The sequence below is a fragment of the Phenylobacterium sp. genome, assembly GCF_030679875.1.
GTDB lineage: Bacteria > Pseudomonadota > Alphaproteobacteria > Caulobacterales > Caulobacteraceae > Phenylobacterium.
The window spans coordinates 1-21,145 of sequence record NZ_JAUXSP010000006.1 but is presented as its reverse complement, the minus strand read 5'-3'; the positions used below and the strand labels follow the sequence as shown (position 1 = coordinate 21,145).

The following is a 21,145-nucleotide window of genomic DNA, read 5'->3' as shown; positions in this document are numbered from 1 at the left end:
AAGCGCCTCGTTATCAGGTCGCTATAGATCGAGCGTTCCTTGTGACTTCTCGTCCTGCTCGACCTTAGCCTTTTTCGACCCAGACGTATCGATCCAGGGCATGTGCGGCTTCTTGCCGTCCATAAGCTCTGCAATCGTAAAGATCTGGATCTTCGGGTACGTCTGGCCAGAAAGTTTCGAGAAAGCGCTATCCGGCTTGTAGAAGCCGGCTGTGACCGCCCGCTTTATCATAGGTTTTGTCGGGGACGCGAGAGTAACAAATACTCCCATCTTCGCATTCTCATGATCAACAGTCGTAATCAAATCTTTGATCATCGTGTCGGAAACATGGGCCCCGCCCTTAATTGAGACGATGGCTTTCTCGGTCGTTTTGCCGTCCAGTTTGAAGAAGATGTACCCGTCCACGCCGCCGTCCGCGCCCTTCTTCCCTCCCTTGTAGGGCTGGGCCCCCACTAGCGAGAGCGCCCACTTCTGGAACTCATGCTTATCCGCGAGCGCTAGCGCCACCGCTGCGCCAATATCCTTGGGTACGCCGACCACCTCATACTTCACGGAGGGGAAGGCTTCGGTCAGGCGCTTCTGTATCAGTCCGACAGCTAGGTGTGTAACGTCGATGCCTAGCCATTTGCGGCCTAGCTTCTGCGCCGCGTGGATGGTCGTTCCGCACCCACAGAAGGGATCAAGGACTACATCCCCCGGCTTCGATGAGACTTCGAGGATACGCTCAAGCAATGCGAGCGGCTTCTGTGTCGGATACCCAAGGCGCTCGCTGCCGACAGGGTTGATCCGCTGAACGTCGGTCCAGATATCGCCAACGGCTACCCCCTTCAGGTTCTCCCGGTAGCGCTTGTATTGGGGCATCCCGTCGCCCTTCGGCCAGTAAAGCAAGTCTGCGTTGTCCAGCAGTTCGAGCTTTTCTTGAACGGTCAACTTCTTGGCCTTTTCCGCCCCCCCAGCAAGGGCAGCGATCACTTCCTCCGGCAAAGCCCAGTGACGGTTGATGTGCGTGGGGTCTCGTCCCTTCCAGGGCTTCCCGCTGTCGCCGGTGCGCGTGCCCGCGCCAGTGATGTCTGCGCGCCAATAAAGCCTCCCATCACCATCATCAAACTTGTAGTACTTATCGAGATATTCCTGAGTATATCCGGCTCTGGGTGCGTTCCAGATATGCTTCTTAGATTTTCGATAATACAGAATAATATCGTGAATCGGGGCAAACTTCTTAGCGCTACTGTGTGCGGGGGTGCGTTGCCAAACAATCTCGTTGGTGTAGGACGCGGTGCCAAAGATCGCGTCGAGCAGTATTTTAAGGTAGTGGCTGGCCTTTGGGTCGCAATGGAGATATAGGGACCCCTCAGGCTTTAGAACTCGATGGAGTTCTATGAGGCGAACGGACATCATAGCTAAGTAAGCCATCATGTCGTTTGTGCCGAGAAAGCTACGTACTGCAATCAGCATGTTTGCAGCTTCAGCATTACCACTCTGCACGACTTCATCGAAGGCGCGTTCGGCTGACAAGTTCCAGTGCCAGGTATCGTCAAACGCCTCAATTTGCGCGGCACTCTGTTCGCCGGACGGCGACTTGAACAGGACGTTGTATGTCGCGTTGGAATTGAACGGCGGGTCGAGGTAGATCAGGTCGACGCATTCGTCAGCAATGTGCTGGCGTAGGATGTCGAGATTGTCCCCATAGAACAACTTGTTCGCGTTGGGCGCGCTTACCATCCCCACTCCCCGTATCACCGCCCCGCAACGCTATGGCGATTGGTCACCCGAGCCAAGGGCGCTTCCCAGTCTCAGCAGCGAGTGCTATAGAGGCGCACCACACGCGGGCGAATGTCGGTCTTATAACTATCTGAAAACATTGATGATTGAGTTTCTGGCGGCCAAGAACAAGTTGGCGGTCATGGGCGTCACCGAGGCCACCCATCATCCACGGCGGGGCAGCCAACCAACCTCTACTCCTGGCGTTAGGCAGCCATTGGCGTGTTCTGGGCCGAACTTGATCCGCAACCGCTTGCGTGAGTTTGCCACGTGTGCCGCCCCCGGACGCCGCCCGAACTCGGACGCGCCCTTCCCCACCTGTAGAACGAGCGCCGCCCCGGCGGTCAACTGAGGGCGCTGGAGGGCCGTTGTTGCCGCGCAGCGGCCTCGAGCCAAGGGCCGCTACTGAGGGGCAAATGAACGCGCGTCCCATCGCTGGAGCAGCGCGCCCGTGCGAGCGTCGATGATACTGAGCGCATCCACCTTTGTGCTGATCAGACACATCCTGCGGAACTCTTCCTCGGGGAGGCTGAACGTCGCCTCAGTATAGTGGCTGAAGCAGGCAACGACAGCGCCCTTGATCGGGCTTAGCGAGCCCTCCACCCGAAGGCGCAGGTTCGGGACCAAAGCTCGGGCTTCCCCCGGTGCCATCGCGGCCGATAAGGCGAGACCTTGCCTGTCTGTAAGCGTAGGTCCCTTGGAGAACTCCGCCAGCCCATACTGCCTGACGGACTGGCTCCGAACGTCCGCCGTCCCTCCGAAGGCGTTTGTGCCGGTGTAGCCCTCGCCCTTTGTTGTGGTCTCCCAGAACACATGGAACGCGCCCAGTCGACCACCCGCCTCACTATCGAATGGCTGGGGCACGTCCCGCGTGAAATAGAGGCCCGCGCCCTCCACCCGTACCTCCAACTGCTGCCGCGCTACGTCGTAGCTCCAACCGGGTGTCCGATCTTCGGGCACGGGGAGATCGATGCGAAATCTCTTTCCAGCGAGCGCCGACTGATCTGGCGCAGCCGAAAACGCATCCTTGGGCTTGAAGTTCTCGACTGAGCGAGCCAGTGCTATCAGTTCAGGACCGCCGAGGATGCGATGATCTGAATTGAGGGGAACCTCAGCCGTAGCGGTCGCCACATTTCCCAGGAGCCCAAGGGCGACGCCCACCGCCCAGGATTTCCATCCAAACCTTGTCGGCACCTATATGCCCCCATTTGCGTGAAACCTGGCTTGGAAAGTACCAAGGCTTGGACTTGAGCCAACTACAAGTTGGGTCTCGCCCAACAGGGAGTTCCCGCCCCTGCCGCAGGCCACACGTCAGAACCGCGTGGGCGGCGCGCGTGGGCCGATTGGCAGCAACACTCGGGGCGACGGTGAAGGCGCTGCGCGCACACCGGAAAATGTCCGGGCTCAACTGGCCGAGGCTGCTCGCGTTAGCGATGAGTGGGTGCGCCCGATCGAGCGCGGTGACGGCACACCGTTTCTCGACACCGTCGAGGCCATAGCCCTGGCTCTGAACTGCACCCCGGAGGAGTTGTTCGCCTCGCCGAGCCCAGATGGTCCGGCAGTGGAAAGTTTGGTTCTTGCCGCACGGCGCATGGTCCCGAAGGAACTTGCGTGGCTCAAGGAGGCGGTAAGTTTGATGATAAAGCGACCGGGCCGCTGAGCACAGCGGCCATGAGTTGCAACCGGGTTACAAATTCGATCGAACTCACCCCCCGTCCCCCGAACTAGGCCGCAGCCTTGAACCTAGGTTTGCAACGCCGTTGCAAAATCTCCCAACGCTTCAGATGGATCAGCGGTCAAGGCTGGGGAAGTCGAGACATGACGGCTCAGCGGGAGGGTCTTGCACGCTTTCTGGCGGGTGGTAGCCTGCTACTAGTGGGCAGTCTGAAACCCCAGAAGGTCAGCTGCTGTATGGCGCTGGCTAAGACCGGCACAGCACCTCTATCACCATAGCGGCTCGCTTGACTGACCGCCGCCCAGCCACCAAGTGCCCTCGACGTCTCTTCCGACACTTTGTCGTCGCGGCAGGCTTGGCGGAAGCCGTGCCGGAAGCTGTGAAACACCAAATCTCGCCCGTCCATCCCAAGCCCTTCCATGAACCGCCCGAACCACTTCGAGAAGTCGTGCGAATAGTTGGTCTTGGTTGTCCGCTTCAAGTCGGGAAAGAGACGACCACGGGGGTCCTGTCCCTCTGCGAACGTCAGAAATCCCGCATCAATCAATGCGGAGTGCAGCGGGACAAAACGCTCGCTGGCGGCGGTCTTCAGCCGCTTGTCCGCAACCCGCTCGCCCCGCGCGTCGAACTCTGAGATGTGGAGACACTTGACCCCCTCGACATCGACGATGTCCTCTGTCCGAAGCTGACAAATCTCCCCCGCTCGCGCGCCAGTGAAGACCGCCAGGGCGGGCACCCAGTATTTAGCTGGGTCGGTCGTCCTGAAGGTCTCGAGCGCCGCGAACAGTTTCCGTAGCTCGTCGGGGTTGAAGTGCCGCCGTTTGACCTCAGGCTTACGAGTGGCGACCAGGCCGCGAGTGTTCACCTTCACGCCCCAGTCGCCATTCTCCGCCCACCGGAGGATCGCCGTAAGGCCCTGCATGTATGAGCCCACCGTGTTGCTGGCGAGACCACCAAGCCCCTTGGCCTCGCCGCGTGCGATGGCCTGCGTCAGGGTCAGTCGAGGAAACCTCTTCATGGCGTTGGGCGGCAGACGCTGGAGGAAGCTCAGAACCTCGATACACTGCTGACGGCCAATGCTCTGCACTGGCATATCCGCTCCCCAGACCTCTTCCATCACACGGAACAGGAGGCCGTACTTCCGCGCCGTGCTTTCCTTGCCGCGCAACGCCTCGCGCTCCTTGCGATACTCTGCGATCAGGTCTCTGACAGTCCGCGCCTCGGCAGCGCCACGCCTCACACCGGTCGGATTGAAGAGCCTGTCCTGAACGGCGTCCTGCCGGGCAAGCAAATGGTCGCTAGCCAAGATGCTCTCCTGCCGCAACGCGCGGCCGACAAGTTCGCAAAGATAGCGGTACTGCTCGGTATTGCGATCCACAGCCGGATCGAGGGAAGCGGTTCGCATTGTCCCGACGCGACGCGGATAAGCAGCTACACCCGCCCCAACCAGCAGTTGATCGGCCATGCGAACGGCGATGTCACCCCTCTCGCGCATCTGCTCGGCCTGATGTGCTGCTTCCTCTTGGATCGACGTTACGAGCTCACGCGGGTCAGTGAACTCATCGACCTCCGGCTTGCGCAGGCCCTCGCGACCGCCCCACCATTCTAAGACGAGCTTCTCCACTTCAGCCCGCCCCAGGAGCTCAAGGCGACCAGTCTGGAGGGCCGTCTTGATCGTCCCCTGTGCTCGGAGGTCGGCGCGGAGCTTTTTGAAGCCCTCGGCAATCTCCGCCATCTTCAAGTGATACCTCTCGGCCGCCTCTCTGCGGTCCGAGGTCTTCAAGCTCAGCCTGACTTGCCGTCGCTTTTCGATGTGCCGGAGGTCAACAGGGACCACTTTCCGAACGCACCAAACGCCACCACGCTGATACAAACCAGGATATTTCGCCACGTCGAACTCACTCATATCGGCACACTAAGGTGTCACAGTCCGACTTGAGAAGCTGTTTCTAGACAGGGACTTGAGACAAATCAGCCCCTTGAAAGACCGCTGGTGGGCCCGGCAGGACTCGAAGTTAAGGCATTTTCCACCTTTGATTCAGCCACTTAGTCAGCGCCACATATCCGCATACCTACTCCGCTACCCGCAGGCCCCTCAGGGCGTGCTCCCCGCGGGGGGATCCCAGGCAAAAAGCGGAACGAGTCGAAGAGTGACCACTTCGCAGCACAACCGGCGCCGCGGAAAGACCCCCGCGGCTCGGACGTTCCGCCGAACATGGCCGTTGGTCTCTCCCCTGCCCTTTCGGGACGTCAGGTCGTTGAGCGACCGATTGCGAGCCTGGCTGCGTCGCAGTACAAGTCTCGCGTGTCCAAGCTCCGCCATCATCTGGCCCGCCTTGTTGGCGTGATGCTCGTGATGCTCGCCATCGCCACTCCGGCATGCCTGAGGGGAGCCCCCGCGTAAAAGCTGATGCCAAGAGCGCCGGTAACCAATGGATTGTTGCAGAATCGAGGATCGGCTGTCGCGTCCAGCACCACCATCACCCCTTCCTGGCGGATGGCGTAGTCGCAGAAGGCCACATCACGACCGGTTTCCGTCGCATCAAGCCCGACGCGCGACTTGAACCACTGGCGGTCGGCGTCCACCAGCGAAACAACGGCCGTCGGCACCCCGAATGTCATCGCAGCCAGCCGGGTGATGTGATCGAAGATCGCCTCAGGGGGCGTATCCAGAACGCCCATCGCCCGGAGCACCGCTAGGCGCTGTGATTCTACTTCGCGCACGTTCCGGTCATCCAATGAGGCAGCGATTTCGGCAGCGGAGCACTATCGACCTTGCTGGGCCGTTAACCGCACCCCTATCAACCTGAGCGAAGGACATTGCGTCGCTGGCCCGCGGCCGCGCCGGCCAGGGCGTCCTCGCCTTCTTGCGGTGATCACAACATCTCGTAGGAGCGACAGCATCCATGCCCATGCCGCCGTCGCGTCCTGATCATCCACGAGATGGCGGCATGGCGGCGGCGACACAGAGAGGTGAAATTCGTTGACTTCCCCCGGCCCTAGGCTCATACTCGGTCCATCATGCGGCGCCTGTTGGTTACATTGGCCCTCATAGGCCTGATGCTCAGTCCGGCTGCAGCCTCGGCTGCGTCGATGCGCTGCGTGCGCGAGCATGGCGACATGGCCATGGTGATGGACGCTGGTGCAGCGGTTGCGGAAGTGGCCGACGCTGCTCATGCGTGCTGCGATGAGAACCTGCAGTCATCCGAACATGATCGCGGCGCCTGCGCCCAGGACTGCATCGCAATGGGCGGAATCAGCGTCGCCCTCTTGAGCGCGCCGGGGCTTGCGATTTTGCGTCTCGACCGCGCCACGCTTGTTCCGCGGACCGATGACAGTATCCGTCCGTTTGCGCCGCCCGGCTTGAAGCGCCCCCCTAAAGCCATCGCCTGACCAGCAGACGCTGAGGCCAGCACATCTGTTCGCCTGTCGTCGCCTGACGGCACGCGGCTGGTGGCTGTAGCTCCTTGCGACGTCGCCCTCGTCCCTTACCCCGCCAACTCGGCAGACCTGCGGGCCTGCCGAACCACGGCTGGCGTCGGTCCCGTAGCCAGGTCGCTGGCCGCGAGGCTCTATGCGCCGCCAAGCGAGATCAAATGCGAACGTGGATTCCCCTGGCCGCAGCGCTGCTCGCCAGCACCGCTCAGGCAGACCCCCTCACCTATGACGCCGCCCTGCTACTCGCCGAGAGCGCCGCGCCCACCCTTCAGGCGAGCGCCCTCCAGGTTGAGGCGGCGCGCGCCGCCGAGCGGGCGGCGGGGCGGTTGCCCGATCCAAAGCTGTCCCTTGGGATGGAGAACATCCCGGTCTCTGGCCCCTACGCCGGTCGCTGGGACGCCGCCGAAATGACCATGGCTCGGGTCGGCCTGATGCAGGATATCCCAAACGCCGCACGCCGCCGGGCCGCTGCCGCAACAGCCCAGGCCGAAACCCAGATGGCGATGGCTGACACAGACCTGCAGCGGCGGGAGGTGCGGGTCGCCACCGCGCTCGCCTGGATTGACCTGGCTTATGCCGAGCGCCGGCTCGCGGTGCTCGACCAGCTCGTTGAGGGTTTGAGCCCGCTCTGGGAAGGCGTGCCAGCGGGGGTCGAGGCCGGATCGGCGCGGCCGGCGGCAGGCCTTGAACCGGCCCGGCTCGAGGCGGAATTTGACAACCGACGCAGCCAGCTGGCGGCCGACGTCGCCCAGGCCCGCGCCAACCTCACCCGCTGGACAGGCGCCTTGCACCCGAAGACCGCCGGAGCGCCGCCACACGTGGAGATCACGCCCGCGGACCTACGGGCAAGGATTGCCGACCATCCGGCGCTGCAGGTTCTTTCGGCAGCGACGCAGCGCGCCGCAGCTGAGGTGGCAGGGGCCCGCGCCGCCCGCCGCCCGGACTGGGGTCTTGAGGTCATGTACGGTCGTCGTGACCCGATGTTTGGAGACATGGTCTCAGCCGCCGTCACGGTCAGCCTGCCGCTGTTCGCCAATCAGCGCCAAGATCCCATGATCGCCGCGCGAACCGCCCAGGCCAGCCGCGCCCGACTACTGGAGGCCGACATGCGGCGCGAACTTGCCGCATTGCTTGAGGCCGACCTGGCCGCCTACGCGGCCAATCATGAACAGTGGCGCCGCGCAACCGACGTGCTGGTCCCCATCGCCGAGCAAGTGGCGCAGTTGGAGACCTCCAGCTACGCGGCGGGCCGCGCCGACTATTCCGACCTTGTCGAGGCCTTCACCGACCTCGCCGACACCAAGCTCGCCGCGTTGGACCGCGAGGCGCTGGTCGCCCGCGACGGCGCTCGCATCCTGCTCACCTATGGGAGCGACAACCCATGACCCTTCCGACCTCCAACCGGGCGCGGCTCGCCCTGGGCGCCGCTGGCGCTGCGGTCCTCCTCGGCCTCGGCTTCGGCGCAGGGCAGCTCTTTGACGGCGGCCGCGGTCCCGCGCCAGCAGGGGAGCAGGCCAGCGCTGGCGAGCGAGAGGTGCTCTACTGGTATGATCCGATGGCGCCGGGGCAGCGGTTCGACAAGCCTGGCAAGTCGCCGTTCATGGACATGCAACTCGTACCCAAATACGCCGACGAGGTCGCCGAGGGCGGCGGCGTGCAGATCGACCCGGCGGTCACTCAGAACCTCGGGGTCCGACTAGCGACCGCGGAGACGGGATCCCTGCCGAGCGGCCTCACCGCCACGGGGATGGTGGAGTTCAATGACCGTGATGTAGCGGTCATTCAGGCGAAGGCCGCGGGCTTCGTCCAGCGGGTGTATGGCCGGGCGCCGGCTGATGTTACGCCGGCTGGCGCGCCCCTAGCGGACCTGCTCTTTCCGGAGTGGGCCGGGGCGCAGGCTGAATTCCTTGCGGTGGTCCGCACAGGCGATCCAGCCCTGATCAGCGCGGCGCGAAATCGTCTGCGCCTGCTCGGCATGACGTCCGAGCTGATCGACGCGGTCGAACGTAGCGGCCGTGTTCGCAACGTCGTGACGGTGACCACGCCCAGCCGCGGCATGATCAAGATGCTCGCCGTGCGCAACGGTATGACCGTGATGGCCGGCCAAACCCTTGCCGAGGTGAACGGCCTGGCCCGGGTCTGGCTGAACGCCGCCGTGCCCGAAGCCCAGTCCGCTCAGGTCCGGGTGGGTCAAACCGTGCAGGCCAGCCTCGCGGCCTATCCGGGCGAAACCTTCAGCGGCCAGGTCACTGCTATTCTGCCTCAGGCTGACACGGCCAGCCGCACCCTGACCGCACGCATTGAGCTGGCCAATCGCGACGGTCGTCTGCGGCCGGGCATGTTTGCTACGGTCGAGTTCGACGGACAGTCCCGATCGGCCCTGCTGGTCCCCTCAGAAGCGGTCATCCGGACCGGCAAGCGCGCCCTTGTCATGCTTGCCAAGGACGGTGGCCGCTTTGTGCCTGCGGAAGTCCAGATTGGCCGTGAAGCCGAGGGAAAGACCGAGATCCTGGCGGGACTCGCCGCCGGCGAGCAGGTCGTGGCGTCGGGGCAGTTCCTGCTGGAGTCGGAAGCCAGTCTGACGGGCGTTCAGGCCCGGCCGGTCACCGGCGCCGCACAGGCCGACGCCGCGCCGACCCTGTACCGCTCGCAGGGACGGATCGAGGAGATCTCGCCGACCTCGGTCACCCTGTCCCATGAGCCCATCCCCGCGTTGCAGTGGCCTGCCATGACCATGGCCTTCAAGCTCGCCTCGCCGCGGCAGGCGTCCCAGGCAGAGATCGGCGACCGCGTGAGCTTTACGTTTGAACAAACGCCGGCCGGTCCGGTCGTCCGCGATCTGGCCAAGGTAGGCGCACAATGATCGGGGCCATCATTCGCGCCTCGGTCAGGGGTCGCTTCTTCATCCTCCTGGCGGCGCTCGCCCTGACGGTGGCCGGCGTCTGGGCCGCACGGACCACGCCGGTGGACGCCCTGCCCGACCTGTCAGACGTTCAGGTGGTGATCCGGACCACCTATCCCGGCCAGGCCCCGCAGATCGTCGAGAACCAGGTCACCTATCCCTTGACCACCACCATGCTGTCGGTGCCTGGAGCCCGCACAGTCCGCGGCTATTCCTTCTTTGGGGACAGCTTCGTCTACGTCCTCTTCGAAGACGGCACAGACCTGTACTGGGCCCGCTCGCGGGTGCTGGAATACCTCAATCAGGTGCAGGCCCGCCTTCCTGCAGGCGCGGAGTCATCTCTGGGGCCGGACGCCACCGGCGTCGGCTGGATATTTGAATATGCCCTGGTGGACCGGAGCGGCCGCAACGACCTCGCCCAGCTTCGGAGCCTGCAGGACTGGTTCCTCCGCTATGAACTCACGACCGTGCCAGGGGTTTCGGAGGTCGCCAGCATTGGCGGCATGGTGCGGCAGTATCAGGTGGTGCTCGATCCGGTAAAACTGGCCAGCTACGGCGTCACCCACCAGGAGGTGGTCGCGGCGATCCAAGGCGCCAATCAGGAGGCGGGCGGCTCAATTCTGGAGCTGGGCGAGGCCGAATACATGGTCCGCGCCGACGGCTATCTCAGTGACCTCGATGACTTCCGCGCCATCCCCCTGCGCACCGCGGCCGGGGGCGTTCCCATCCGGCTCGGCGATGTGGCTTTCGTCCAGATCGGGCCGGAGATGCGCCGCGGCGTCGCCGAACTCAACGGCCAGGGGGAAGTGGCCGGGGGCGTCGTCATTCTGAGGTCCGGTGAAAACGCCCGGGCGACCATCGCGGCCGTGAAAGACAAGCTGGAGAGCTTGAAGCCCAGCCTGCCCCCAGGGGTGGAGGTGGTCACCACCTATGACCGCTCACAGCTGATCGACCGCGCCGTAGCGAACCTCAGTCAGAAGCTGATTGAAGAGTTCGTCGTCGTCGCCATCGTCTGCCTGCTGTTCCTCTGGCACGCCAGATCGGCTCTGGTGGCGATCATCACCCTGCCCCTGGGGGTCCTCTTCGCCTTCCTGCTGATGAGGGTGCAGGGGGTCAACGCCAACATCATGTCCCTGGGCGGCATCGCCATCGCCGTGGGGGCCATGATCGATGCGGCGATTGTGATGATCGAAAACGCCCACAAACACCTTGAAGCCTGGGCCAAGAAACATCCCGACCGTCGCATCGACGAAACGACCCGCTGGCGGCTGATCACTGACGCGGCGGTTGAGGTCGGGCCCGCCCTGTTCCTCAGCCTGGTGATCATCACCCTGTCGTTCATGCCGGTGTTTGCGCTGCAGGCTCAGGAAGGCCGGCTCTTCTCGCCCCTGGCCTTCACCAAGAGCTACGCCATGGCCGGGGCGGCGATCCTGTCGATCACGCTCGTACCTGTGCTGATGGGCTATCTGATCCGTGGGCGCATCCCCGCTGAGGACGCCAACCCGATCAATCGCGGGCTTACGCGGGCCTATCGGCCGGCCATCGACTGGGTGTTGCGCAAGCCCAGGACGGTCCTGCTGCTGGCGCTCGTGGTGTTTGCGACCACGGCCTGGCCGTTGAGCCGGTTGGGGGGTGAATTCATACCGCCCATGGACGAGGGGGCCCTGCTCTACATGCCCTCGGCCCTGCCGGGGATCTCCGCAGCCAAGGCGGCCGAACTGCTGCAGCAGACTGACCGCCTCATCAAGACCGTCCCAGAGGTGGAGACCGTCTTTGGTAAGGCCGGACGGGCGGAGACCGCCACCGACCCGGCGCCTCTGGAGATGTTCGAGACCACGATCCAGCTCAAACCGCGCAGCCAGTGGCGAGCCGGCATGACCCCAGAGAAGCTGGTCGAGGAGCTGGATCGCGTCGTCCAGGTTCCCGGCCTGGCCAATGTCTGGGTCCCACCCATCCGCAATCGTATCGACATGCTGGCCACGGGCGTGAAGAGCCCGATCGGCGTGAAGGTTGCGGGCCCCGACCTGGCCCAGATCGACAAGGTCGCCGCAGAGGTCGAGTTGATCGCCAAGGGCGTTCCTGGCGTGAGCTCGGCCCTGGCCGAACGCCTGACGGGCGGACGCTATATCCAGGTGGACATCGATCGGGCGCTGGCGGGCCGCTACGGGCTGAACATCACCGATGTGCAGGCCATCGTCTCCGGCGCAGTCGGCGGCGAGAACATTGGTGAGACGGTGGAAGGGACAGCCCGCTACCCCATCAGCGTGCGCTACCCACGGGAGCTTCGCGACAGTCTCGAAGGCCTGCGGACTCTGCCGATCTACACGTCGTCGGGGCAGCAGATCACCCTTGGCACGGTGGCGCAGATCGAAATCACCGACGGTCCGCCCATGTTGAAAACCGAGGACGCTCGCCTATCGACCTGGGTCTATGTGGACGTCCGCGACCGCGATCTGAGTTCCGTCGTCGGCGATCTGCAGAAGGCGATCGCAAAGGATGTGGAACTGCCGCCGGGGGTGTCGATCGCCTATTCAGGCCAATTCGAATACCTGGAGCGGGCGGCCGCCCGCCTGAAGCTCGTCGTGCCTGCGACGCTCGCCATCATCTTTGTCCTGCTCTACCTCACTTTCGGGCGTTTCGATGAGGCCGCGCTGATCATGGCGACCCTGCCATTCGCGCTGACAGGCGGCGTCTGGATGCTCTACCTGCTGGGCTACAACCAGTCGGTGGCGACCGGCGTCGGCTTCATCGCCTTGGCCGGGGTGGCCGCCGAGTTCGGTGTCGTCATGCTGATCTATCTGAAGCACGCCCTGGCCGAACGGGGCCCCAACCCTACCCGGGCCGAGGTGGACGCCGCAGTACGCGATGGGGCGCTCCAGCGGGTCAGGCCGAAAGCCATGACGGTGGCCGTAATCCTTGCAGGGCTCACCCCGATCCTGATCGGCCACGGGGCGGGCTCGGAGGTGATGAGCAGGATTGCGGCCCCCATGATCGGCGGCATGCTGAGCGCCCCGCTTCTCTCAATGCTGGTCATACCCGCCGGCTTCCTGCTGCTGCGACGACGGCAGGCCAATCGACATCAACAGCCTTCAACCCAAGGAGATTCCCCATGAAGCGCGTTCTGACTATGGCGGCCGCCTTCGGCCTCGCCATGACCCTGGCGGCCTGCGGCGGCCAGACCGATACTGAGACGGCCGAGGTCGCGCCGGCGCCAGCCCACAACATGGACGAGATGGACATGACGTCAGCCCATGGCATAGCGATCCAAAGCAGCGGTACCGTGACGGCTGTCGATCAGGCCGCCGGCACCGTGACCATCGACCATGCGCCCATCCCGGAGGCCAATTGGCCCGCCATGGTCATGGGCTTCAAGGCGAGCCCCGCCGTGACCCAAGGCGTCGCGGCCGGCGACAAGGTGAGCTTTGATCTGAAGCTGGAGAACGGCGGCGGCGAAGTCACCGCGATCAGGAAGCAATAGCCCTGCGCTGAACGTCGGACGCCAGGGCGGCGTCCGACGTCTGTATCGTCGAATCATTCGATGACTTCGGTCATCCGCTTCCGGTCCCCACCACGGGCCGCCCCGCCGTACTCCGATGGCCAGTAGCTAACCGAACAAGAGCGCCATTGGCCTCGCCAGGGCGACCAGCGGGCGGCGCTGCTCCCCTAGGCCTTCCGATGTCCGCCAGAGACAAACTTCGTGAACTATCGCGTCGGCCTGGGCGGCGGTGTACCCCGCGCGTCGGAGTTCATCTCGAGCGAGGAGGGCATCGAAATCCTCCTGCCTGCTGCGCTTGACGATCACCGCAAAGGCGTAGGCCGCCGACGTCGAAAGGCCTTTGGCGGCGAGTCAGTTGGCGGAGGCTTCGACATCGGCGAAGTCGTTGGGACCGGGATACTGGACGCTTGAGTTCATCATAATCTGCCTGGACTTAGTTAGTTGGGAGTGGGGTGATTTCGTTCGTCAGACCGCTCTGCGCGCCCGGCATGGGGCGAGTTGCTGCGCTTGCCTCACAGCCATCCCGGGGCCGCACCGCTCGCGCCGCCATTATCGGGTTGGACTAAGCGAGCCGCATTGATGGTTCGCCATCCGGGGAAACAGCGCCTCAGGCCACTGACCGGGTGAGATCACTTGTTGCCGACGCCCGTCCTTCACGCCCAGACGCCAGGGCCCGATCCTCAGGATGTTGAGGCGGCGAAACCCAGGCTCGGTGGGTTCAGGCGGCCGGGGCCGCTGACCGTAGTAGATCCAGAGCTTCTGGGCTTCCTCGCCGACGCGGCCCAGCTTGAGGAGCGACTCATGACGCCAGCGGCTGTCGATCTCGAAGATGATCGGCGGCTGACCACCGGGCCGCGTCCATGCGACGTCAAAGCGCCCGGTCTGCACGTACCTGCGGTAGCCGGTGGCCACCTCAATGGCTGAACCATAGCCGAGACGGCTGCCGAGCTCGGCCAGACGGCGCTGCAGCGTATTGTGTCGCTGGAGCTTCGAAATGCCGTCCGGCAGCGGCCGGGTCAGTTCCTCGTCGATCCGGTGAACGAGGTCGCCGTCAAGGCGCCAGCCGGCCTCATAGGCTGGCCAGAAGCAGGGAGGAGATGCGCCCATGGGGATGGACCTTTCTTGAGAGCTAACGTCGCTCTCCCCTCCCCTTCCTCTCTTCTTTCATCCCAAGACCTAATGCCCACGCTGAATGTCCGAGCTCCCCGCCGATTCAGCCCCCCGCACATGGAGCGGTATGAGGCGGCCGCTTGGGGCTCAAAGCGGCGGTTGGGGATGTCCGCTTCTCGGCAAGCTCCGGAGCCCCATCCAAAGCATCCGCATTCTGCGCCGCCCCCAGTTTTGTGGCAGAAATGGCGCGGGCCGCTCGGAGTGAATTACACGTTCGGCGATACCTCAGCCGGGTCGCGTAGCTCCTCAAAGCCAGCTAGCGCCACGGGCGCCATGCCTGGCAGGCTGATACGAATCTCGACCGTGCCGCCCGCGGCCTCGACGAACCTACGAAGGGTTGAGACATAGAGGTCGGTTTGCTTCTCCATCTTCTGGACGGAAGGTTGCTTCTTACCCAGCGAAGCTGCGATTTGGGCCTGGGTCTTTCCGGCGAGCTTGCGGACGGCCGCCAGCCCATCGACCTCGGCGATCATCTCCTGGGCGCGAGCTTCGACCTTTGCGCGCCGATTCGGGGGCAGGGTCGCCAGAAGGTCTTCAGTCGTTCGAGCCATTAGCCCTTCTCCTTTGCCAACCATTTTGCAAACCGCGCTTCTGCCTTCTTGATCAGAGCCTTGTAGAAGCGCGTCTCGGAAACGCCCGATTTATCGCCGCCGCAAAGCACAATCGCCCGTTGTTTCGGGTCGAAAGCGAAAGCAAACCGCCAGACGCCATCGTCTGCCTTGAACCTGATCTCCTTCAGGTTCTTCATCTTCGTGGCGTTCAATGTGTCGATCAGTGGCCGCCCCAGTGACGGCCCCCGCTCGCCCAGCGCCAGCATGGCGGCCAACAACTCGTCCCGGACTTCGTCCGGGAGTGAATCGAACTCCGGGTCGAAGTCGTCGTGCGTGGTCACTGTCCAAACCATGCGACAAAATATAGCTGCAAGGCTATTTTGTAAATAGCTCTTCGGCTATGTTTGTCTCGTCAACTCGACCTGTCTCGCGCCAACCTCAGCGGAAGGTCGACCCGATCTGGCGGTGGCTAAATGTCTGCAACATGGCAGTGCGCCAGCTCCCGCAACTGGCGCGAGGGAGACCTGAGCGGTCACAACGCCGAGGTGGAGTAGCCCCATTGGGGAAAGTCGATCAATACGCCACGGCCTAGACATGCCCATGCGCCTGGTGCTGCAAGGCTCAAGAGCGAAGGCCCGTACGTGTGTGAGATGGGCCTTGCGGAGGTCCATTCAGGACGATGACGTAGGTAGGTCGGCGAGGATTCTGCTGCCGACTTGAGGGCCAGTAGGAGGCGCCAGGCGACCTACAGATCGAACACTTTGATGAGTACCTGGGCGACAGCGAGAATGCCCGCACCGCCGATCACAGCTCCCATGATCCTGTTGCCGAGCTCGACCTTCAGGAGGCTAAGCGCGTGGTCCAGGTCACCCCTGGTGACATGTTCACGACTGGAGGGAGAGGTCTCAGTCACAATGGCCTCCGCGTGGTCTTCGACGATCCCGGTCGCCCTCAGTCGGGGCGAATCGTCCAGGGTGCCGTAAGCAGGGATACTCATCACGGTTCCTATCTTACGGTGTCTCAACTGATGCGCCAAGCGCGGCGACCTGCGCAGTCGGCTTGGATGCACGCCCCGCGAAGGGGGCCCCTCCAAGGGGTCTGGGATGAATCCTGGCTTCCGATCCACGCCCCTATTGAGGTGGCGACCATCGGCAATTGCACATGTGCAATTCCAGCGCAGTCGGCGCGCCCCCGGCGCGGCTAGCAGAATTGATTCGAGGACCATTGATTCGGCGAATCAGAGCGCTCAACCTGCGAAATCAGGTCCGGGGGCACAAATTGTGAGAAAAAAAATTCTCGCCGGATCGGCGGCGATCTCAAGCCAGCCAGAGGCAATCTCGGCGCGCTCGGCGGCGCCCCCTATAAGCAATACCTATTAGCTAAAACTCTAGTCGCGCGCGAGCAGTTCTATCTCCGCTAAACTCGTTACGAAACTGTTGATTTTAGAAGATTTTTCAGAATGTACACGTAACGTTCTGTGAACATTTGCGCGTGATTTTCGCTGTTGCCGCTGATTGAGCGGGCAACACATGGAACGTGAATGACCCAACAGACGAAGAAGAAGCTCATCGCCTGGAAAGCCGTCCGGCCGATGGTGGGCGACCTTGGCCGCACGACCTGGTGGCGGCTCGTCCGCGACGGCAAGGCGCCGCAGCCAGTGCAACTGACACCGGGGCGGATCGCCTGGGTGGAGTCCGAAATCCTGGACTGGATTGATCACCGCCAACCTACCAGCGCCAAGGCAGCGGCACATGTCCTCCCGGAGACGCCTGAACGGATCATCCGCAGGTAGCTGGGGCGGCTTGCTGAGCCTCCCCTCCACACACATCGCTGAGGCAGGCGCGTCGACGTCAGAGCTCTGACGTCTCGCGCCTGCCGACCGCCCCCTCCCCCGTCGGACGAACACCCATGTCTCAATCCTATCCGATCCAGGTACGACTACCCTCTGAGCTCTTCGTCGAGCTGAAGGAGGTCGCCTCCTCCACGAACCAGACGCTCCCCGCCGTGATCAGGGAGCGCTTGGCGCTGGCCTCGTTTTTCCATCAGACGGTCCTGTCTCTTCGCGCAGACCTGGCGCTATCGGGCGCCCTGCCGTCGGCCCGCGGACTAGCAGGACATCAACCCCTTCATCCCGCGGTCCTCGAAGGGATGCTCGCGGAGATCCTTATGACCCTGCGCTACCTGGCCAGTCCCCAGAAGATCCGGGAGGCCCAGGCCTCGGTTGAGTGCGGCGGGCTGCCGCTCTGGAAGCCTCGGTGATCGTCCCCCCGTGCTGAGTCACAAAGTCCTTACCCGAGCCGATGTCGGTGCTGTTGGCGCCTACTATGCCGACGGCGCCGACGACTATTTCGCCAAGGAGGGCGAGAGCCAGGTCTGGCAGGGACGGGGCGCTGAGATGCTGGGGCTCTCGGGGCAGGTCCAGGCCGGTCGGTTCCAGGACCTCCTGGCTGGGCGGGTCACGCCCGGTCAGGCCCCGGCTCGCGGATCAACCCGGGCCGACAGCAAAAGCCGGATCGGGATCGACTTCACCTTTTCCGCTCCAAAGAGTGTCTCCATTCTCGCTCTTGTCGGTGGCCATTCAGTCCTTGTGGAAGCCCACGACAGGGCCGTCACCAAGGTCATGGAGTTGGTCGAACAGCAGGCGCGGGCCCGGCAGAAGTCGGCTGGCGCCACCCATGAGGAGCGTACGGGAAACCTGATCATCGCCAAGTTTCGGCACGAAACCACGCGAGAGCAGGATCCGGCGCTTCATACCCACGCCGTCATCATGAACCTGACGCGACGCGCCGACGGCCAGTGGCGAGCCTTGCGCAACGAGGCGATCATCAAGATGACCGGCTACCTGGGCGTTCTGTACCGCGCCGAACTCTCTCGGGAGCTCCAGGATAAGGGATATGAGCTGCGCTTTGGGCGGGAAGGCACGTTCGAAATCGCGAGCGTCAGCCGCACCCAGATCGAGGGGTTCAGCAGGCGCAGCGGGCAAGTGGAGGCGGAGCTCGCCAAGTCCGGCTTAACCCGCGCCACGGCCACGACGGCCCAGCGTCAGATGGCGACGATGAAGACGCGGCAGAGGAAGTCGCCGGAGATGGATCGCGAGGCTCTCCACGCCACTTGGCGACGGCGGACTAGTGAGCTCGGGATCGAGTTGGGCGATCGCGCACGCACGGCGCGTCAGAAAAGCTCAATCATGGCCCTCTTCAAACCGCCGGCCGCCATCGCCGCGTCCCGCCATGCCACAGCTGCGGTCCGCTATGCCATCGGCCACCTGTCGGAACGCGAAGCCGCATTCACCGGCGCGAGACTGATGGAAGTGGCGATGCAGCACGGGGTCGAGGGTTCGACTCTGGAGGCCGTGTTGGCCGCAGTGCGTCGCGAGGTCGATCAGGGACGATTGGTTCAGGAGGAGCCGTGCTACGCGCCGGCCAAGGAGCGCAGCGCGACGGGACGCACGTTCTCGCAGCTCGTCGGTGATCTTCGAACGGCGGGAGAGCCGGCCAACCAGGCCCATGAGCGCGTCTATCAGGCCATTGCCGATGGCCGTCTTGTGAAGCTTCCGCCCAGGTTCACGACCCCATCGGCCATAGAGAACGAGCGAGAGATCCTGCGGATCGAGCGAGAGGGACGTCGAGCCATCCGTCCGTTTCACAACCCCGAAAGGGCGGCGCATAGGCTGCCGCACAACGAACTCACCACTGAGCAGTGGAAGGCGGCAGTCTTGATGCTCTCGACCTCTCACCGCGTGGTTGGGATCGAAGGCCTGGCTGGGACCGGCAAGAGCCACATGCTCCAGGCCGCCAAAAAGGAAATTGAGAAGGCCGGCCACGAGGTCAGGGTCCTCGCCCCGTATGGCGCCCAGGTGAAGGCGCTGCGTGAACTCGGCGTCAAGGCGAACACAGTCTCGTCCTTTCTCGCGGCGAAGTCGCGCGAGCTGTCGGCCGCGACCGTCCTCGTTGTCGATGAAGCTGGCGTGGTCCCCACCCGACAAATGGCGGCGATACTAAAGCTGGCCGAGACGGCGGACGCCCGCGTCGTCCTGATCGGAGACCGCCAGCAGACCAAAGCTATCGAGGCGGGCAGACCCTTCGATCAGCTCATCAAGGCCGGCATGGATTTGAGCCGGATGACCGAAATCCAGCGCCAGCTCGATCCAAAGCTGAAGGAGGCTGTCGGCCTCGCGGCCAGCGGAAAGGCCGCCATGGCGCTGGAGCGGATCAAGGACGTCTACGAGATTGGGAATCCGCAGGCGAGGCGTGAGGCCATCGCAGATGCCTATGCGCGCCTCTCACCGGCGGAGCAGCAGCGGACACTGATCATCTCGGGCACCAATGAGGCCCGCCGCGAGATCAACGCCAACGTCCGGCGGGCCCTGCGCCTCGATGAGGGCGGCGTCCCCGTCGAGTTTCTGGTTCGCCGGGACACCACCCGCGAAGAGCGGAAGTTCGCCAAGAACTATGAGGTCGGAGACCGGGTTCAGCCGGAGCGGGACTATCCAGCCCAGGGTCTGAAGAAGGGCGTCGCCTACCGGGTGACCGATATCGGCAAGGAGGATCGCCTGACCGTCGCCGACGCAAGTGGCCGCAAGATCGTGTTTAGGCTCGGGGAGGCGCAGGAGCTCTCGGTCTACAGCGCTACGAAGGCTCAGCTGACAAAGGGTGATCTGGTCCGGATCACGCGCAACGACGCCGCCCGCGATCTGGCCAATGGTGATTGTCTCCGTGTCGAGGCCATCACAAGCCAGTCCATCTATCTCAGTGACGGTAAGCACGACGCTCTACTGCCCAGGAAGGATCCGCTTCACCTCGACTATGGCTACGCCCGGACCGTCCATGGCAGCCAGGGCCTGACCGTCGACCGGGTCATCTACGAGGCTGAAGCCGGCAGCCCCACCACAGCGCAGGACACCTTCTACGTCGGCCTTTCGCGAGCGCGTCTCGAAGTTCAACTCTTTACCGACGATTCGAAGCGCCTGCCCGGCGCACTCCAGCGCGAGCGCAACAAGACCGCCGCCCTCGACCTTCAGCGCGAGCGTGATCTTGAGCGCACCCAACGCGGCATCGGCGGACGCGAGCTCGGCTGAGCAGGGAGGCCGCCCGACTCTCTTGAACAGGCCGCCGGGAGAGATTTGGAGGCGCGTTGCGCCGTCTCCGACCCACTGTACAGGTCACTACGTGGCGTCCGACATTCTTGCGGAGAAAGTCATCATCTTTTCAGCAACTTGCGCAGTCCCGCGCCGACACCTCTGTAGTGATCCCCGACCCGCCCAACTCACACTTTCCCCTATATTTACAAACACTTGCGCGGCACCCGAAGGTGCGTCTGGTGTATAGGTAAATTAAGGACCGAAATGGCAGGCGATCGGGTCAGAACAGAGACAAAGCCCAGAAGCATTAGGCGCGGTGGTAGCATCAAGAGCAGGAAACGAAAGATGTGATACGGACATGAGACCACTGTAAGACGGATGCGAGACGGATATGGGATCATGGAGGGACCAACGTGAGACCATCATGAGCCAAAGGTGAGACCAACCTTGGACTGAGCTGATACCCAAAGCCGATATCGGGAATGTTCAGGAATATCGCGCGACCTAAACCCGCCGTTATGCCTGAACCTGAGACACTTTTGGGGACCGAGGCCAGGGTTGGGCCAGGCCCCGGCGGATCTTGCGAGGCGCGATAGTCCCGCAAGCCAGCGCGGATGTGAGCAATGAGCAACGGAAGAAGTCTGCCTCAGAGTTGGCCCGGTCTAAGCGCAGCCGCGAGGCTGCGGCTGGTCCTCCCGGAAATCGAGGCCTGGGCGAGAGAGTACGGGAGTCACGACGTGATCGTCGCCGACCTGGCCGACCGCGGCCTCGTCGTAAGCAAGGCGCTCCTACGAAAGGAGTTGCTAAAGTACCGGCGAAAGATGGCCGCCACGCCTGGGGCCGGGAGCTCAGCGAAACCCCTCGCGCCGCACGTGACCTGCCCCCCGCCGCTCCCTCGATCATTGTGAGAGCCCAGGGGGTTGACAGTTGCTCTCCAGCGTCGGCGGTAGCGGCCGGCCGGTGGAGCTGATCAAGTTGCGCAGCCGGCCGGCCGCGGGGTTCAGCCGCACGGCTTCCGGCGTAAGGCCGCCATGCGCCGAGTGCGGCCTGACGTGGTTGTAGTCGAGCCTCC

General features: G+C 63.6%; 18 protein-coding genes. 10 read left to right on the top strand and 8 right to left on the bottom strand.

The features are described from left to right. Nucleotides 1–21: 21 nt before the first annotated feature. Together Q8K84_RS03270 and Q8K84_RS03265 are read right to left on the bottom strand one after the other, a co-directional pair. Nucleotides 22–1,722 (bottom strand): site-specific DNA-methyltransferase, encoded by a 1,701-nt coding sequence (locus Q8K84_RS03270; protein ID WP_305280737.1) that lies wholly within the window; start codon nt 1,720–1,722, stop codon nt 22–24. 441 nt (nt 1,723–2,163) lie between these two features. Continuing rightward, nucleotides 2,164–2,922, bottom strand: a complete 759-nt coding sequence (locus Q8K84_RS03265) for a hypothetical protein (protein WP_305280735.1) — start codon at nt 2,920–2,922, stop codon at nt 2,164–2,166. Between the two features lie 280 nt (nt 2,923–3,202). Between Q8K84_RS03265 and Q8K84_RS17360 the strand changes: the two genes are divergently transcribed. After that, nucleotides 3,203–3,421, top strand: a complete 219-nt coding sequence (locus Q8K84_RS17360) for a hypothetical protein (protein ID WP_370867823.1) — start codon at nt 3,203–3,205, stop codon at nt 3,419–3,421. Nucleotides 3,422–3,587: 166 nt separating this feature from the next. Here Q8K84_RS17360 and Q8K84_RS03255 read toward each other — a convergent pair whose 3' ends face one another. Together Q8K84_RS03255 and Q8K84_RS03250 are read right to left on the bottom strand one after the other, a co-directional pair. Further along, nucleotides 3,588–5,342 carry a site-specific integrase gene (locus Q8K84_RS03255; RefSeq protein ID WP_305280731.1) on the bottom strand — a complete coding sequence of 585 codons (1,755 nt, stop codon included), beginning with the start codon at nt 5,340–5,342 and terminating at the stop codon, nt 3,588–3,590. Between the two features lie 416 nt (nt 5,343–5,758). Continuing rightward, nucleotides 5,759–6,160 (bottom strand): GAF domain-containing protein, encoded by a 402-nt coding sequence (locus Q8K84_RS03250; RefSeq protein ID WP_305280729.1) that lies wholly within the window; start codon nt 6,158–6,160, stop codon nt 5,759–5,761. 297 nt (nt 6,161–6,457) lie between these two features. Between Q8K84_RS03250 and Q8K84_RS03245 the strand changes: the two genes are divergently transcribed. From Q8K84_RS03245 to Q8K84_RS03220, 6 genes are all read left to right on the top strand, one after another. Further along, on the top strand, nt 6,458–6,829 hold the full coding sequence (locus Q8K84_RS03245) for a hypothetical protein (RefSeq protein ID WP_305280727.1): 372 nt from the start codon (nt 6,458–6,460) through the stop codon (nt 6,827–6,829). A 203-nt stretch (nt 6,830–7,032) separates the two neighbouring features. Continuing rightward, on the top strand, nt 7,033–8,259 hold the full coding sequence (locus tag Q8K84_RS03240; protein WP_305280725.1) for a TolC family protein: 1,227 nt from the start codon (nt 7,033–7,035) through the stop codon (nt 8,257–8,259). Further along, nucleotides 8,256–9,737: an efflux RND transporter periplasmic adaptor subunit gene (locus Q8K84_RS03235; protein WP_305280723.1), complete on the top strand. Its 1,482-nt coding sequence runs from the start codon at nt 8,256–8,258 to the stop codon at nt 9,735–9,737. Before Q8K84_RS03240 ends, Q8K84_RS03235 begins: the two co-directional genes overlap by 4 nt. After that, on the top strand, nt 9,734–12,889 hold the full coding sequence (locus tag Q8K84_RS03230; RefSeq protein ID WP_305280721.1) for an efflux RND transporter permease subunit: 3,156 nt from the start codon (nt 9,734–9,736) through the stop codon (nt 12,887–12,889). Before Q8K84_RS03235 ends, Q8K84_RS03230 begins: the two co-directional genes overlap by 4 nt. Beyond that, entirely contained in the window at nt 12,886–13,254 is a 369-nt protein-coding gene (locus tag Q8K84_RS03225) for a copper-binding protein (RefSeq protein ID WP_305280720.1), read from the top strand. The genes Q8K84_RS03230 and Q8K84_RS03225 overlap by 4 nt, the downstream gene beginning before the upstream one ends. Nucleotides 13,255–13,473: 219 nt before the next feature. After that, on the top strand, nt 13,474–13,683 hold the full coding sequence (locus tag Q8K84_RS03220) for a hypothetical protein (protein WP_305280718.1): 210 nt from the start codon (nt 13,474–13,476) through the stop codon (nt 13,681–13,683). Nucleotides 13,684–13,821: 138 nt separating this feature from the next. Here Q8K84_RS03220 and Q8K84_RS03215 read toward each other — a convergent pair whose 3' ends face one another. From Q8K84_RS03215 to Q8K84_RS03200, 4 genes are all read right to left on the bottom strand, one after another. Beyond that, a complete protein-coding gene (locus Q8K84_RS03215; RefSeq protein WP_305280715.1) occupies nt 13,822–14,379 on the bottom strand; it encodes a hypothetical protein in 558 nt (185 codons plus the stop codon). A gap of 269 nt (nt 14,380–14,648) precedes the next feature. Further along, nucleotides 14,649–14,993 (bottom strand): XRE family transcriptional regulator, encoded by a 345-nt coding sequence (locus tag Q8K84_RS03210; RefSeq protein WP_305280712.1) that lies wholly within the window; start codon nt 14,991–14,993, stop codon nt 14,649–14,651. Continuing rightward, entirely contained in the window at nt 14,993–15,334 is a 342-nt protein-coding gene (locus Q8K84_RS03205; protein WP_305280705.1) for a type II toxin-antitoxin system RelE/ParE family toxin, read from the bottom strand. Before Q8K84_RS03205 ends, Q8K84_RS03210 begins: the two co-directional genes overlap by 1 nt. 404 nt (nt 15,335–15,738) lie before the next feature. Further along, the gene (locus tag Q8K84_RS03200; RefSeq protein WP_305280702.1) at nt 15,739–15,990 is read right to left on the bottom strand and encodes a hypothetical protein; all 252 of its coding nucleotides are present in this window, start codon (nt 15,988–15,990) and stop codon (nt 15,739–15,741) included. A 543-nt stretch (nt 15,991–16,533) separates the two neighbouring features. Here Q8K84_RS03200 and Q8K84_RS03195 point away from each other — a divergent pair. The 3 genes from Q8K84_RS03195 (at nt 16,534) to mobF (ending at nt 20,070) form a co-directional block, all read left to right on the top strand. Next, complete coding sequence (locus tag Q8K84_RS03195; protein ID WP_305280699.1) at nt 16,534–16,785, top strand: AlpA family transcriptional regulator; 252 nt, start codon at nt 16,534–16,536, stop codon at nt 16,783–16,785. 116 nt (nt 16,786–16,901) lie between these two features. Then, nucleotides 16,902–17,252: a hypothetical protein gene (locus Q8K84_RS03190; protein ID WP_305280696.1), complete on the top strand. Its 351-nt coding sequence runs from the start codon at nt 16,902–16,904 to the stop codon at nt 17,250–17,252. A 10-nt stretch (nt 17,253–17,262) separates the two neighbouring features. After that, the gene (gene mobF / locus Q8K84_RS03185; RefSeq protein WP_305280693.1) at nt 17,263–20,070 is read left to right on the top strand and encodes a MobF family relaxase; all 2,808 of its coding nucleotides are present in this window, start codon (nt 17,263–17,265) and stop codon (nt 20,068–20,070) included. Nucleotides 20,071–21,145 lie beyond the last annotated feature (1,075 nt).

Excerpts from the sequence above, each read along its gene's own strand:
- Q8K84_RS03255 (WP_305280731.1), bottom strand. The coding sequence starts at position 5,342 with ATGAGTGAGTTCGACGTGGCGAAATATCCTGGTTTGTATCAGCGTGGT.
- Q8K84_RS03225 (WP_305280720.1), top strand. The coding sequence starts at position 12,886 with ATGAAGCGCGTTCTGACTATGGCGGCCGCCTTCGGCCTCGCCATGACC.
- Q8K84_RS03240 (WP_305280725.1), top strand. The coding sequence starts at position 7,033 with ATGCGAACGTGGATTCCCCTGGCCGCAGCGCTGCTCGCCAGCACCGCT.
- Q8K84_RS03190 (WP_305280696.1), top strand. The coding sequence starts at position 16,902 with ATGTCTCAATCCTATCCGATCCAGGTACGACTACCCTCTGAGCTCTTC.
- Q8K84_RS03245 (WP_305280727.1), top strand. The coding sequence starts at position 6,458 with ATGCGGCGCCTGTTGGTTACATTGGCCCTCATAGGCCTGATGCTCAGT.
- Q8K84_RS03215 (WP_305280715.1), bottom strand. The coding sequence starts at position 14,379 with ATGGGCGCATCTCCTCCCTGCTTCTGGCCAGCCTATGAGGCCGGCTGG.
- Q8K84_RS03230 (WP_305280721.1), top strand. The coding sequence starts at position 9,734 with ATGATCGGGGCCATCATTCGCGCCTCGGTCAGGGGTCGCTTCTTCATC.
- Q8K84_RS03210 (WP_305280712.1), bottom strand. The coding sequence starts at position 14,993 with ATGGCTCGAACGACTGAAGACCTTCTGGCGACCCTGCCCCCGAATCGG.
- Q8K84_RS03270 (WP_305280737.1), bottom strand. The coding sequence starts at position 1,722 with ATGGTAAGCGCGCCCAACGCGAACAAGTTGTTCTATGGGGACAATCTC.
- Q8K84_RS03200 (WP_305280702.1), bottom strand. The coding sequence starts at position 15,990 with ATGAGTATCCCTGCTTACGGCACCCTGGACGATTCGCCCCGACTGAGG.
- Q8K84_RS03235 (WP_305280723.1), top strand. The coding sequence starts at position 8,256 with ATGACCCTTCCGACCTCCAACCGGGCGCGGCTCGCCCTGGGCGCCGCT.
- Q8K84_RS03195 (WP_305280699.1), top strand. The coding sequence starts at position 16,534 with ATGACCCAACAGACGAAGAAGAAGCTCATCGCCTGGAAAGCCGTCCGG.